This window comes from Paraburkholderia acidipaludis NBRC 101816, assembly GCF_000684975.1.
Lineage (GTDB): Bacteria > Pseudomonadota > Gammaproteobacteria > Burkholderiales > Burkholderiaceae > Paraburkholderia > Paraburkholderia acidipaludis.
The window spans coordinates 34,549-48,649 of sequence record NZ_BAXZ01000020.1 but is presented as its reverse complement, the minus strand read 5'-3'; the positions used below and the strand labels follow the sequence as shown (position 1 = coordinate 48,649).

12 protein-coding genes are annotated in these 14,101 nt (G+C 58.4%); 8 read left to right on the top strand and 4 right to left on the bottom strand.

Annotated elements, in window-relative coordinates:
* Nucleotides 1–905 precede the first annotated feature (905 nt).
* From BAC01S_RS21500 to BAC01S_RS21465, 8 genes are all read left to right on the top strand, one after another.
* Nucleotides 906–1,400 carry a hypothetical protein gene (locus tag BAC01S_RS21500; RefSeq protein WP_027796612.1) on the top strand — a complete coding sequence of 165 codons (495 nt, stop codon included), beginning with the start codon at nucleotides 906–908 and terminating at the stop codon, nucleotides 1,398–1,400.
* Nucleotides 1,401–1,490: 90 nt separating this feature from the next.
* Entirely contained in the window at nucleotides 1,491–2,567 is a 1,077-nt protein-coding gene (locus BAC01S_RS21495; RefSeq protein ID WP_245616642.1) for a glycosyltransferase family 4 protein, read from the top strand.
* Nucleotides 2,564–3,580, top strand: a complete 1,017-nt coding sequence (locus BAC01S_RS21490) for a GDP-mannose 4,6-dehydratase (protein WP_027796610.1) — start codon at nucleotides 2,564–2,566, stop codon at nucleotides 3,578–3,580. The genes BAC01S_RS21495 and BAC01S_RS21490 overlap by 4 nt, the downstream gene beginning before the upstream one ends.
* A gap of 48 nt (nucleotides 3,581–3,628) precedes the next feature.
* Nucleotides 3,629–4,744: a GDP-mannose 4,6-dehydratase gene (gene gmd / locus BAC01S_RS21485; RefSeq protein ID WP_027796609.1), complete on the top strand. Its 1,116-nt coding sequence runs from the start codon at nucleotides 3,629–3,631 to the stop codon at nucleotides 4,742–4,744.
* Nucleotides 4,744–5,685, top strand: coding sequence for a GDP-L-fucose synthase (gene fcl, locus BAC01S_RS21480; RefSeq protein ID WP_027796608.1), 942 nt, complete (start codon nucleotides 4,744–4,746; stop codon nucleotides 5,683–5,685). Before gmd ends, fcl begins: the two co-directional genes overlap by 1 nt.
* Before the next feature lie 182 nt (nucleotides 5,686–5,867).
* Nucleotides 5,868–6,827, top strand: coding sequence for a UDP-glucose 4-epimerase family protein (locus tag BAC01S_RS21475; RefSeq protein WP_027796607.1), 960 nt, complete (start codon nucleotides 5,868–5,870; stop codon nucleotides 6,825–6,827).
* A gap of 7 nt (nucleotides 6,828–6,834) precedes the next feature.
* Entirely contained in the window at nucleotides 6,835–7,884 is a 1,050-nt protein-coding gene (locus BAC01S_RS21470) for an MraY family glycosyltransferase (RefSeq protein WP_043203148.1), read from the top strand.
* The gene (locus BAC01S_RS21465; protein ID WP_027796605.1) at nucleotides 7,871–9,754 is read left to right on the top strand and encodes a polysaccharide biosynthesis protein; all 1,884 of its coding nucleotides are present in this window, start codon (nucleotides 7,871–7,873) and stop codon (nucleotides 9,752–9,754) included. The genes BAC01S_RS21470 and BAC01S_RS21465 overlap by 14 nt, the downstream gene beginning before the upstream one ends.
* Before the next feature lie 48 nt (nucleotides 9,755–9,802).
* Here BAC01S_RS21465 and cysC read toward each other — a convergent pair whose 3' ends face one another.
* The 4 genes from cysC to BAC01S_RS21445 all read right to left on the bottom strand — a co-directional run bounded on the left by cysC (nucleotide 9,803) and on the right by BAC01S_RS21445 (nucleotide 14,079).
* The gene (cysC, locus tag BAC01S_RS33365; protein WP_084168752.1) at nucleotides 9,803–10,360 is read right to left on the bottom strand and encodes an adenylyl-sulfate kinase; all 558 of its coding nucleotides are present in this window, start codon (nucleotides 10,358–10,360) and stop codon (nucleotides 9,803–9,805) included.
* 292 nt (nucleotides 10,361–10,652) lie between these two features.
* A complete protein-coding gene (galE, locus tag BAC01S_RS21455; protein ID WP_027796604.1) occupies nucleotides 10,653–11,696 on the bottom strand; it encodes a UDP-glucose 4-epimerase GalE in 1,044 nt (347 codons plus the stop codon).
* Nucleotides 11,697–11,732: 36 nt separating this feature from the next.
* Complete coding sequence (locus BAC01S_RS21450) at nucleotides 11,733–12,902, bottom strand: glycosyltransferase family 4 protein (protein WP_043203143.1); 1,170 nt, start codon at nucleotides 12,900–12,902, stop codon at nucleotides 11,733–11,735.
* Between the two features lie 172 nt (nucleotides 12,903–13,074).
* Nucleotides 13,075–14,079: a sulfotransferase family protein gene (locus tag BAC01S_RS21445; RefSeq protein ID WP_156954494.1), complete on the bottom strand. Its 1,005-nt coding sequence runs from the start codon at nucleotides 14,077–14,079 to the stop codon at nucleotides 13,075–13,077.
* Nucleotides 14,080–14,101 lie beyond the last annotated feature (22 nt).

Genomic DNA, 14,101 nt, shown 5'->3' with positions numbered 1-14,101 from the left:
TTTCTCCATCGCAGGCCATTGCGCGGGTAGCACCAGGCGCACGCTTTCGCGCGGCGCGATTGCAGGGCCTGGCTTCTGTGTCGACTGATGGGTCACGTTGGGCGAGGCAACTTTTTTCACCTACAAGGCGAAACTCGAACCGCTGGCCGAAAGAGGCAATCTAGCCACTTCAACCTATCGGGCAGAGCGTCTGTCGTCGAGGCGGAGGGCGCCAAAGCCCCTATTCAAATGAAACTCGAAGTATAACAAGGTAACCATACTGGAGCAATTTGCGGCGGCTCGGCAAGTTGTCGGACAACTCAATGTGTGTCAAAGTGTAACCGGGAATTTCTCCCCGTTGACACTACAAATTGCTTTCGTTCGATTTTGACTGGCGACATTCAGCGGCGTGTCGCGCGTCCGATGAAATGCATTCAGCGATGCCAGCCTAGGGTAAACTACTGCACATTTTTACCGGCCAGGTGACGCCAGTCATGAGAACCGCGTGCCGGTCGGATTTGAATGAGCTGGCGCTTACAACCAGCAACATTGTTATCGGGGGGCGATGTCAAGATGGTGGCCGATAAAGGTAGGGTAAGGGTCGGTGGTTTGCTTCGTCCTGACGATGGGCGGGAGGTCGCTCAACCCGCCTATTACAAAGGCGCTTGGATGACGGCTTCGGAGGCTTGGTCTGTGCGGGAATTTTGGGTCTTTTAACGGCAAACTAACTTCGCGATGATCGCCGTAGCGTGTTGGGTGTCAGTCGAGACTTGGCTGGATTGAGGCCTGTTGGAAACGCATATCGCTGCTTCCCGCTGAAGGCTTCAGCGGGAGTCGCTTGTTGCAGCCAGGAATCACAGTCGCTAACACATGCTATCGGCGAATCGCGAGCAGATAATGGCTGCTACAAGGGAGGGCAACGTAGCATGAATGTCGAGACGCCGCTCGAAGCGGAGACGCAATTTGCCAGAGCCGGCAAACGAGGTATGGAGGTGCTCGACTGGCTAGAGATGCGGTCTCAGTTGCTCCCGGCTATTTACTCCGTGGTGCGCAACGCGTGCCGTTGTTCCGCGTTGCTTCGGGTGTTGACGGCGGCGGGTGAAGTTATGGTTTTTGTCCGCACGCAGATTGCAAGGATGTTTGCTGCGTTTTTCATTCAGGCGCTACACGGCGGGGAGGCGTCAACGGTGCGCTCAAATGACCAAGGCTATCGACTCAAGGGCTGCACGCCGTTCGTTGCCGATTTGCGTCTTGCCGCGCCGCCATCGATACGGCGCTCATGGTTAGATGTCCAGGTTGTGGTAACGGCCTTATTCCGTCGCGGCAGCCGCGCGCGCGTGCGCTCCGTTCATGCGAAGTATGAAATCCAGGTGATCAGGATGATTATGAAGTTTCGTCAAACCTCCCTTCAGCATGTTTGAACCCGGACTATGCACATAGGATTCGATGTTTCTCAAACCGGTTCCGGGAAAGCCGGGTGCGGCTATTATGCGCATGCAATGGTGCAGGCAATGATCGATATTGCGCCCCAGCATAATTTTTCGCTATATCCTAGTTTTGGTGATTTTTATTTTGATCCGTTAATGCCGGTGCTGAACCCTTACTCGGGAAAAAACGTGGAGTATGGGCCAAGACACGTAACACGGGAGACGGCGCGCAGCTTCTGGACATCTAAAGAGTCTGAAAAGTCGCTTGGCAGCCCGGATATTATTCATTCGAACAATTTCTGGTCGCCGGCCAGGACGGAGCGGAGCCGCCTTGTTTATACGTTTTACGACATGGGGTTTCTGGTGGAGCCTGCCTGGACGACGGAGGCCAATCGCCTCGGCTGTTTCGAAGGGGTGTTCAAATCGTCGGTTTCCGCGGACTGGATTGTGGCGATTTCAAAGGCATCGAGAGATCACTATCTGGAGGTCTTCCCGCATTTTAGCGAAGATCGGATACGCGTAATTTATCCTTGTTCGCGCTTTTCGGATTCGTCGCTTGTTGGCAAGCGACCGAAAGCGATAGAGGGGATTCCGAGTGGCGGTTTTTGGCTCAACGTGGGTACCGTTGAGCCGCGCAAGAATCAGCGCCGTTTGACCGACGCATACGCCCGATACCTCGCCGCTGGCGGTCCTCGGATGCCCCTCGTTCTCGCGGGCGGAAAGGGTTGGCTGATGGAGGATTTTCAAATTCATTTGAAAGAGCTCGGCATCGAGGACCAGGTTGTGATGACCGGATATGTATCGGATGACGAATTAATCTGGCTGTACCGGAACTGTTACGCAAACCTCTACCCCTCTCTATTCGAAGGATTTGGGTTGCCAGTGCTTGAAGGGATGCAGTTCGGCGCGGCGACGATCACGACGACCTCGAGTTCCGTGCCCGAGGTTGCGGGTGATGCCGCCATCCTTCTTGATCCAATGGACATTGAGAGCTGGACGCAGGCCATGTTGCGCATTGCCGCAAACAGGAATGAGCGCGATGCGCTCGGTCTGGCCGCGGTCAAGCAGGCTGGTTGTTTCGATTGGCGACGGAGCGCGACCGCCTTGTTACAGATGTACGATGAGGCGTTGGCCTCTCCCAAGCGGTGCAAGTCAGCATGAAAAGGGCACTTATTACGGGTATTACCGGGCAAGATGGATCCTTTCTTGCGGAGTTCTTGCTTGAGAAGGGATATGAGGTTTTTGGTCTTGCCCGCCATGAGAGCTGGATACGTCCGCACAGCGCGAGTCACCTCGCAGACAGGGTCACCGTTCTGTTTGGCGATATGTCCGAGGGGGGCGATATCGCGAGCGCTTTGCAGGAGGCCCGGCCCGACGAAATCTACAATCTGGCGTCTCAATCGCGTCCGGGGGAGTCTTGGGCGCGAGCGCCGGAGACGTTGATGATCAATGGGATGGGTGCGATCCGCCTGTTTGATGCCGTGCGTCATACGTGCCCTAAAGCCCGCGTATATCATGCGTCTTCATCGGAAATGTTCGGGGGTACGTGCAGCGGCCCGCAGAACGAGGACACGCCGTTTCACCCCGCGAACCCGTATGCTGCCGCGAAGGTCTACGCACACCATCTGGTCCGCATCTGCCGCGATAGTTATGGCCTGTTCATATCCAGCGGAATTTTGTTTAACCATGAGAGCGAGCGGCGTCCGCTGCATTTTGTTACCCAGAAGATCGCATATGGCGCGGCGTGCGCCGCGTTGGGAATCAGCAACTCTCGTGATTTGAACGAACTTGGTCGTCCAATCGTCACGGATGGGAGGCTGGCGCTGGGTAACCTCGATATTGCCCGCGACTGGGGGCATGCGAGCGATTTCGTCAGAGCAATGTGGCTTATGTTGCAGCAGGACAAAGCTGACGATTTTGTCGTGGGTACGGGCAAATTGCACACGCTGCGCGACCTGTGCCAGGCGGCCTACGGGCGGGTTCGGCTGGACTGGAAGGACCATGTGATGAGCGATCCCGGGCTAGTCCGCCCGTTGGAGACCGGGCAGACACTCGCAGACGCCTCCAAAGCGCGCAAAATCCTGAATTGGGAGCCGACCATCAGCTTTGAGGAGATGGTGGGCAAGATGGTTGATGCACAGATTCAACGTCTGGAATCTTGTTCCGGTCGCTGACGGCTAACACTATTTCATTTAGTAATCTGTTTACGTGGAACGTTTAAAATGAAAAAAGCTTTGATTACCGGCGTCACTGGTCAGGACGGTTCTTACCTGGCTGAGTTTTTGCTTGAGAAGGGCTATGAAGTTCACGGCATCAAGCGGCGGGCTTCGCTGTTCAATACAGATCGCATTGACCACATTTATGAAGACCCGCACGCGGAGCATCAGCGACTCAAGTTGCATTACGGTGATCTGACCGACACGTCGAACCTGATTCGCATTCTTCGGGAGGTGCAGCCCGACGAAGTCTACAATCTCGGGGCACAGTCGCACGTCGCGGTCAGTTTTGAGGCGCCGGAGTACACGGCGGATGTCGATGCGATCGGCGCGTTGCGTCTCCTTGAGGGTATCCGCTTCCTCGGCCTTGAGAAAAAAACGCGCTTCTATCAGGCCAGCACTTCAGAGCTCTACGGCCTTGTGCAGGAAACGCCGCAAAAGGAGACGACCCCGTTCTACCCACGCTCGCCTTACGCCGTTGCCAAGCTTTACGCGTACTGGATTACCGTGAACTACCGGGAGGCCTATGGTCTTTACGCGTGCAACGGGGTTCTCTTCAACCATGAATCCGCACGCCGTGGAGAGACGTTTGTTACGCGCAAGATAACGCGCGGTTTGGCCAATATCGCTCAGGGGCTCGAAAATTGCCTGTTTATGGGTAACCTCGATGCATTGCGGGATTGGGGGCACGCAAAAGACTACGTTGAAATGCAATGGTTGATGCTGCAGCAGGAGAAGCCCGAGGACTTCGTGATTGCCACGGGAGTTCAATATAGCGTCCGGACTTTCATTGACAAGGCCGCTGCACAGCTCGGTATTGTGTTGGCATGGGAAGGCGAAGGGGTCAACGAGCAAGGGCGAGTGAGCGCGATTACCGGAGAGAAGGCGCCGTCCGTCAAGGTCGGCGACATCATTGTCAAAATCGATCCGCGATATTTCCGGCCGTCGGAAGTTGAGACCCTGCTTGGCGACCCGACCAAAGCGAAGAACAAACTTGGCTGGGTGCCCAGGATCACTTTGGATGAGATGGTCGAGGAAATGGTCGCTCATGATCTCGACAAGGCCAAGCAACATGCCTTGTTGAAGAGTGTTGGATTCACAGTCTCAGTAGGGCGCGAATGATGGAAAATCTTCTGAAAGACGCGAAAATCTACGTGGCCGGCCATCGTGGGATGGTCGGCTCGGCACTGGTGCGCAATCTCCAGTCGAAGGGCTATACCAACATTTTGACTCGCTCTCGGGCAGAACTGGACCTGCTCGATCAAGTGGCCGTTCGCGATTTTCTCGAGTCGGAGCGGCCTGAATATATCTTCGTCGCTGCAGCCAAGGTGGGTGGCATCTACGCCAACAATACCTACGGCGCGGATTTTATTTATGAAAATCTGGCGGTCGAGACCAATGTCATTAACGGAGCGCACCGTGCGGGTATTGACCGGCTGTGTTTTCTCGGTTCAAGCTGCATTTATCCGCGCGATTGCCCACAGCCGATCAAGGAAGAATATCTCTTGACGGGGCCGCTGGAGCCTACAAACGAGCCCTATGCGATTGCGAAGATTGCCGGGGTGAAAATGTGCGAGAGCTACAACCGCCAATATGGGCGACGTTATATCTCTGTGATGCCGACGAATCTGTATGGCGCCAACGACAATTATGACTTGAATAACAGTCACGTTTTACCCGCATTGATTCGCAAGACGCACGAAGCAAAAGTACGTGAGGAAAACGAACTGAGTGTGTGGGGGTCGGGAAATCCAATGCGCGAATTCCTGTTCGTCGACGACCTCGCCGATGCTTGCGTATTTCTGATGGAGGCAGGAGTTGGCGAGGGGCTCTTTAACGTCGGTACGGGCGAGGATGTAACGATTCGCGAACTAGCCGAGACGGTAATGAGCGTGGTCGGCTTCGAAGGCAAAATCGTGTTTGATGCGAGCAAGCCAGACGGGACGCCACGTAAGCTGTTGAATGTCGCCCGTATGCGGGATCTCGGTTGGCGGGCCAGAACCGCACTTCGCGACGGGATCGCACAGGCTTACGCGGATTTTCTGAGCAGGCCGACGAACTGACAGGCTGCGATGTGCGCTGCTGTGCATCGACCCTATCTAGGGGACGATGCCACCTCCACTGCCAGCCTCTGATCGCGTTCCAACGGCGACCGTTCCTCGATCTGCGTCTGCTTGATGCACGAGTCTGGAAGGGGGCTAGGTGCATTCCTGATACGTGCTGTGCAACTCGCTAATTAACATCCATGACCTTGTCTGTAGTCGTCTCTGGTGCGAGCGGTTTTGTGGGCCGCGCAGTCTCAAATGTCGTCATTGAACGCGGTGGCAGCGTAATTGGATTGGTGAGACGTTCTCAAACTGCCAGCCCGGGTGTGCAGGAACGGATCATCGCTGACGATGATTTTGTTGACATTGGAGCTGGGTGGCCGCGAAATCAGAAGTGCGATGTAGTGATACATCTCGCAGCGCGCGTACATCTGATGCACGACACAGAGGTCGATTCGTTGGCGGCGTACCGCAAGACCAATGTCGGCGGTTCACTGCGTGTCGCGAGTGCGGCTCACGCGGCGGGTGTCCGTCGCTTCGTCTTCGTGAGCAGTATTAAGGCACTGGGAGACAGGGACCCCGGCCGGCCGCTGCGCGAGTCCGACGAGCCAGGTCCGACCGATCCATATGGCGTTTCTAAGCGCGAAGCAGAAAATGCACTTCTCCACTATGGGAAGGAAACGGGCATGGAGATCGTCATTGTCCGGCCCCCCCTTGTCTATGGGCCGGGCGTCCGCGCGAACTTCTTGCAGCTCATGCACGCAATCGCGAAAGGGATACCGCTGCCGCTGGGTGCGATCACCGCGCGTCGCAGCCTGATTTACGTGGGAAACCTGGCATCCGCGCTGATTGAGTGCGCAACAAACCCTGCCGCCCCGGGCACGATATTTCACGTTGCGGATAGTTTTGACCTGTCCGTTTCGGAACTCGTGCGAACCTTGGCGACTCAATTGAGCGCACCGCAGCGCTTGGTACCTGTTCCAGCGTCGTGGCTTAAACTCGTAGGCAATCTGACCGGACGTTCGGCACAAATCGAACGCTTGATTGGGGATTTGCGGCTGGATTGCACGCGTGCGCGTGAGATGCTGGGATGGAATCCTCCCTACTCAGTGGAGCAAGGACTGTCGAAGACGGCAGTCTGGTACCGCTCGACATACTAAGCTCGGCATGCATTACGCTCTTTCGCATTTTGGCCCAGTGGCACGCCTGCTCTTGTGCGCAGTCTTTTCGTTATGCATTAGTGCCGCCATCCTGTTGATCTTGCTTCGAACCGGTATGGCCTGGCGTCTTGCAACTGATATTCCGAACGACCGCTCGCTTCACACTCGTCCGACTCCCAGAGTTGGAGGATGGGGTGTCATACCGATTTCGGCAATCCTGATTTGGTGCCTCGCTCCCGCACTGTGGCTGCCTGCACTGGCCGCCGTCCTACTGGCCATTCTGTCGCTGATCGACGACCGCGGAGGTCTTCCCGCGCGCGTGCGTTTCGGCTGCCATGTCCTGGCGGCGGCGGCGTTTCTGGTGGTTTATCCAGGTGGCATGAATTGGTGGGCTTTGGCACTTGTGGCGTTTTTACTCGTCTGGCTTGTCAATTTATACAACTTTATGGATGGCGCCGACGGTCTTGCGGGTGGCATGGCGCTCTTCGGCTTCGCCGGGTATACGATTGCTGCGCTGACCAGTGCGCAACCGAACTTATCGTTGGCCTGTGCGTGTGCTGCTGTGGCTGGTGCAGCCGGTGGTTTCTTGTTGTTTAACATTTACCCGGCCAAGGTGTTTCTAGGCGACGCCGGCTCGATTCCGTTAGGTTTTCTTGCAGGCGCCCTTGGCTATTGGGGGTGGATTAACGGTAATTGGCCCATCTGGTTTCCGGCAATAGTATTTTCTTCTTTCATTGCGGATGCCTCGGTGACATTACTTAAACGAGTGGTTCGCGGCGAAAAATTTTGGCAGGCACACCGCGAACACTACTATCAGCGTATGGTCCGCCTTGGCATGGGCCACGGCCGTACGGCGTTGACGTGGTACTTGATTATGAATTTGGGCATAATTCTTGCTGTCTGGCTGTTGAGGCATTCGGCGATTTTCCAGTGGGCGGCGGTTGGTGTCTGGGCGGTGGTTCTCGTTGTGATCGGCGTGGCTATTGATGTGTGCTGGCGCCGCTTCCAGTCATCTCTATCAAGGCAAAAGGAGGTGGACGCTGATGCTTCGCAATAAAGCCTCCTGGTTATCATTCAGTGCCTTCCTGTTCGATGTCGGCGCCGTGGGTGCGGCGTGGCTTGCCGCCTATGTACTCCGCTTCAACGCATCGGTGCCGACGGAATTTTGGGTTGGTGCCCTGAAGGCGTTGTTCTGGGTCCTGCCGGTGTACGCAATGACGTTCCGTATCTTCGGTCTTTACCGCGGGATGTGGGTATTCGCGAGCCTTCCCGATCTGATGCGTATTTCGAAGGCCATTGTTTCGGCCTCGTTGATCGTCATGGTCTTGTCCGTGATGATTCAGCCTTTGCCGATCATTCCTCGTTCGGTGCTGATCGTTTCACCGCTTTTGCTGTTTTTTGCAATGGGCGGCTCTCGCGCACTGTATCGGGCCTCGAAAGAGTTCTATCTGTACGGAGGTCTTGTCGCGCAGGGCAAGCCCGTAATCGTGCTTGGCGCAGGCGGTGCTGGCGCAAGCCTCGCCCGCGAACTCTCGCGCTCGGCCGAATGGCGTCTCGTCGGCTTGCTCGACGACGATCCCGCGAAGCAGGGGCGCGAGATCTATGGCTACAAGGTGCTAGGCCCGATTGACGCACTGGCCCGTTGGGCCGAAACCTTGCGCTGTGAGTTTGCAATCATCGCCATTCCGTCGGCTTCCGTGGAAGTGCAACGGCGCGTCGCCACGCAATGTGTGCGAGCCGGGGTCAAGGCGCTGGTGTTGCCGGCGCTGACCGACCTGTCCCAAGGTCAGGCGTTTCTTTCGCAGGTGCGTAACATCGACCTCGAGGATCTGCTCGGTCGCGAGGCGGTGAAGATTGACATGCCACACGTGGAGGCGTTGCTTGGCGGCCGCGTTGTGATGGTGACCGGTGCAGGTGGCTCGATCGGCTCGGAACTGTGCCGCCAGATCCTGCGCTTCGCGCCGGCGCAACTGGTCGCATTCGACCTCTCCGAATACGCGATGTATCGCCTCACAGAGGAAATCCGCGAGCGCTCTCCCGATACTTCGGTCGTGGCTATCGTCGGTGACGCGAAGGATTCGCTGCTACTTGATCAGGTGATGCTGCGTTACACGCCGCACATCGTATTCCATGCCGCGGCCTATAAGCATGTGCCGTTGATGGAGGAACTGAATACCTGGCAGGCGATCCGCAACAACGTACTCGGCACCTACCGTGTAGCCCGCGCAGCAATCAAGCATCGGGTGCGGCACTTTGTGCTGATCTCGACCGACAAGGCGGTGAATCCGACGAACGTGATGGGTGCAAGCAAGCGCCTCGCGGAAATGACCTGTCAGGCGATGCAGCAGACGAGCGAGCGCACGCAATTCGAGACCGTTCGCTTCGGCAACGTGCTCGGCAGTGCGGGCAGCGTGATTCCGAAGTTTCAGCAGCAGATTGCGAAGGGTGGTCCGGTTACGGTGACGCATCCGGAGATCACGCGCTTCTTCATGACGATTCCGGAGGCGTCGCAGCTTGTGTTGCAGGCATCGAGCATGGGGCAGGGCGGCGAAATCTTCATCCTCGACATGGGGCAGCCAGTCAAGATTGTCGATCTGGCGAGGGATCTGATTCGCCTCTATGGTTTCGCAGAGGAGCAGATCCGCATTGTGTTCACGGGGTTACGGCCGGGCGAAAAGCTGTACGAAGAATTGCTCGCCGATGACGAAGCGACGACGCGCACGCCGCATCCCAAGCTGCGCATAGCACGTGCAAGGGAAGTGCCGGACCACCTGCTCGACGAGTTGCTGCCGTGGTTGATGCAGCACCGCGTGCCCAGTGACGACGAAGTGCGGCGCGATCTGCGCCGTTGGGTGCCGGAGTATCAGCCGTCTGCTACGCTGACGCTTCAGAGCGTGGATATCGAAAAGGTAAGAGCTGCCAGCTGAGCCAACTGGACACTACCGGGGCCTTGTTCTTCCCCGTTGCCGCACCAGTCAGCGGCAGTCGACGCTACGGTACGCCAGTTGAAGCTTTCCCTGGCTAACGGGGCTGGTGTCGACGTGATGCACCCGCGCAAGGTATTCAATGATTTCGTCTACGCAGTGTTCGACGGTATTGCCTTGCGTCCGGACGGTCAGCTGCGGACTGGCCGGCGGGTGGTATGGCGAGCCGACACCCGTGAACTGCGGAATTTCGCCGCGACGAGCGCGTTGATACAGGCCTTTGGGGTCGCGGCTTTCGCAGATTTCCAGCGGCGTGTCGACGAAGACTTCGATGAATGCCGCGTCGCCGATGATATGGCGCGCATTTTCGCGATGGTGGGCGTCGGGCGAGATCGTCGCTGTAATGGCAATAAAGCCTTCGTTGCAGAAGAGCGCCGCCACGTGAGCTACGCGCCGCAGATTTTCCGTGCGCTCCGCTTCGGTGAAGCCGAGGTCTGAATTGAGACCTGTACGCAGCGCGTCGCCATCAAGTACCGTGGCGCGAAGAGCAAACGTTTGTAGTCGCCTGGATAATGCATGCGCAATGGTCGACTTGCCGGCACCCGACATGCCTGTAAGCCATACGACGACGCCCCTTGGGGTTGTTGTACTCACTGCGCCCGCTCCAATTCGACGATGCTATTCGTCAAGATTGTAGCGTTTTTTTAATCGGTGTAACGTCGATGTAATAATCTGCAACAAACGATGCCAGGCTGTAAAAACGCGTTAAATAGCAATTGTTGCGAGACCCGCAGGTCGCCGACTTCGCAGCGCGATGATGCCGCGCACGGTGTTGCGATGTTGGACAGACGCAATAACGCGCCCGGCAAGGGCGCGCCGTCTGCGTATGCCACTTCGTTTGTCACTTGAATCCCCGCGGATTCCTCTCCTGCCACCGCCAGTGATCCTGGCACATCCTTTCGATCCCGAATTCCGCTTTCCATCCCAGCAGCCGCTCGGCCGTCGCCGGATTCGCATAGCACTCTGCAATGTCGCCGGGCCGGCGCGCAGCGATTTCGTAAGGAACGGGACATCCGCTAGCCTGCTCGAACGCCTTCACGACCTCGAGCACGCTATACCCGCGCCCGGTGCCAAGGTTCACCACAAATCCGGAATCGAGCTTCACGAGCGCGTCGAGCGCGGACAAATGTCCCCGTGCCAGATCGACCACATGGATATAGTCCCGCACGCCCGTGCCATCGGGCGTCGAATAATCGTTCCCGAACACGCGCAGCCTTTCGAGCTTGCCGACCGCCACCTGGGCGACGTAGGGCATGAGATTGTTCGGAATCCCTGCCGGATCTTCGCCAATCAAGCCGCTTTCGTGCGCACCCACCGGATTGAAGTAGCGCAGCACCGCAATACGCCACGACGGATCCGCGATCACCACGTCGCGCAAAATCTGTTCGGCGATGAGCTTGGACTGGCCATACGGGTTCGTCGCGGAGAGCGGAAACGTCTCGTCGATCGGCGAGCGCTCGGGCACGCCATACACCGTCGCCGAGGAGCTGAACACGAACTGCTTCACCTCGTGCCGGCGCATCACGTCGAGCACGACCAGCAGGCCGTTGAGGTTGTTGCGGTAGTATTCGACCGGTTTGGCGACCGATTCGCCCACCGCCTTGAGTGCCGCGAAGTGGATCACGCCGGCAACGGCATGCTGTTCGAAAATCCGGTTCAGGGCCGCTTCGTCGCAAACGTCGGCTTCGTAGAGCGTCACCGTCTTGCCGGTGATCCGCTCCACGCGCGCGAGCGACTCGCGATGGCTGTTCACGAGGTTGTCCACGGCGATCACCTCGTAGCCGCCGTTGAGCAGTTCCACGCAGGTATGCGAGCCGATAAAGCCTGCGCCGCCGGTCACGAGGATGGTGCCTTTGGAGGTCGTCGCTGCTGTCGTCGTTGCCATGCTGAATTCCCGAATTTTGAGTGAGGCCCGGTTCGCTCAAAACGTCACGCCGGTGATCTGGCGAACCAGTTCGCGGTAACGTTGTACCACAGCACGTTCGTCGAATTCTTTCTCGATTTTTTTTCGGCCGCGCTCCGCCATGTTTTGTCGCTCGGCCTGGGGGAGGTCCAGCATGGCAGCGAGCTGCGCCGTGAGCGACACCGCATCGCGTGCCTCGCAAAGCAGGCCATTGACGCCGTTTTCGACGACTTCCCGGCAGCCGGGCACGTCGGTGGCGACGATCGGGCGCCCCATCGCGCTCGCTTCCATCAGCGTGCGCGGCACGCCTTCGCGATAGGACGGCAGCACGACGCAGTCCGCGCCGGCAATGAACGGCCGCACATCGGCGGTTTCGCCCAGGTATTCGATCACCCCTTCGCGTTCCCACGCGGCCACTTCTTCGCGTGAAATCGCGCTCGGGTTGTCGACGCCAACCGGCCCGAGCAGCTGGAAGCGCGCATGCGGGTAGCGCGCGCGCAAGGCGCGTGCGGCTTCGACGTACTCGCCCACGCCCTTGTCCCACAGCAGCCGGCCGATCAGCACGAACGAGAAGGTGTCGCGCTCCGGTAGCGGCGCGAAGGCAAACTGCTCCAGATCCACGCCTTCGCCGTGCAGCAGACGCGCGCGCTCGGGGTGGGTGAGCAGGTTCTGCTCCTTGAACACCGCTTCGTCGTCTCGGTTGAGAAACCACACTTCGCGCGGAAAGCGGAAGGCAAAGCGATAGAGCCGCTTGGCGACCTGCGCGGCGCGGCTTTTCTGGATGAACACGTAGCCAAGCCCGGTCGTCACCGCCACGGAAGGCACGCGCGCGAGCCATGCCGCGACCGACCCGTAGATATTGGGCTTGATCGTGTAGTGAAAGACGACGTCGGGCCTGATGGCGCGATAGTGGCGATACAGCGCCCAGAGCGTCTTCAGGTCATCGAGTGGATTGGTGCCTTTGGAGGCCACCGGCAACTCGACGCACTGGCAGCCCATTTGCTCGAGCGGCTCGAAAGTACGGTCGCGTGGCGCGATCACCGTGACCTGTGCGCCGCTTTGCGTGAGCGCGTAAAGGAGGCCCTGCCGATAGGTATAGATCGCCCAGGCAGTGTTACAGACCAGAGCAACGCGAAGCGGGTGAGGGCGGCCGGCTTGCCGGGCGTTTTCGTTGGCGCGAGCGGTCACAGGCTGGGGACTCGGAAGCTACGTTCGGGGGGTGCGATGCCATCGCCTTCGGGCGAGATGCATACGAGGCCCGATATTCTAACCGACCGTCACTGGCCGGAGCCGCGCATGGCGACAGATCCGTTCGCTGGCACTTCGATCCGTCGTTGCCTCGCGGCGTATGGGGTGTTCACTAGGACAAGCGCCCACGCATCGCACGGAACGGCGCCGCGATCTGCTGCAACAGGAACCTCGCATGGCTACCCACCCCCTGCTGCGATTGCGTTCCGCCCAGCGCTTCGAGATGGCACTGTGCGTTGCGGAGCGCTATTTCAAGCGTGCCCTGGTATCGCGCCCCGTCTACACGACTGACCGAGACCAGCGCGGTAAAAAGCTCGCGTGCCTCGCGTGGGACCGCACGCATGCGTTCGAAGTCCTGCGTTCCGTACCGCCAGTGCTGGAGACCCTTGTCGAGGAATTCGCTCTCGAACGTCCGGGCTCGCTTTTCGTTGAGCACGAAACCAAGCTGCCTGGCCATTCTGGTCAATTCGTCGCGGGGCGAATCCATAAGACTGTCGTATTCCACCACCGCGCGTGGTTGGTTGTGAGTGGCCCGAAGCGCAGGCACCATGTGGCCCAGCCAGAGCGAATACGATCTTTCCGGCGCGAAGCCGTTTCGCTTTTGCAGCGAGAGGCCGACGCTGACTGGATTTCGGACGGCAATGACGTAAGCGACCCGCAACTGAACCTGATCGAACACGGGTTGCCAGAAAGCCAGCAGGCGTGAGAGCCGGGGGTCTTTGAGTGCGAACGTCCTGTTGCGGCACCTCTCGCGCAGGACCGAGGCGGCCTTCATTCGCAGCGCGGCCAGTTTCGCCGGATCGATACGGCCGAAGTCCACCGGGGCCAGCGTGTGCCATTTGCTGTGCGCGGCGGCGAGAATCTGCTCGTTGATCTCGACGATATCGAGATCCTCGAAGAAGCCTTTGTCGTTTTCGCCTGCCTTGGGCGTGCCCAAATGATCGCCGAGATCGGCGCCCAGGGTGACCATCGCGCGGTTGATGGCGCTCGTGCCGCCGCGATGCATGCCGAGAACCACGATCAGTGTGCCTGCGTGGGCCGCGGCTCGCGGTGTCGCAATGGCCGATTGAAGAATGTCCTGCTGGTTCTCGCTTTCCGCCGATAACAGTGTAGCCACCTTGCCCCTACCTCACGAAAGA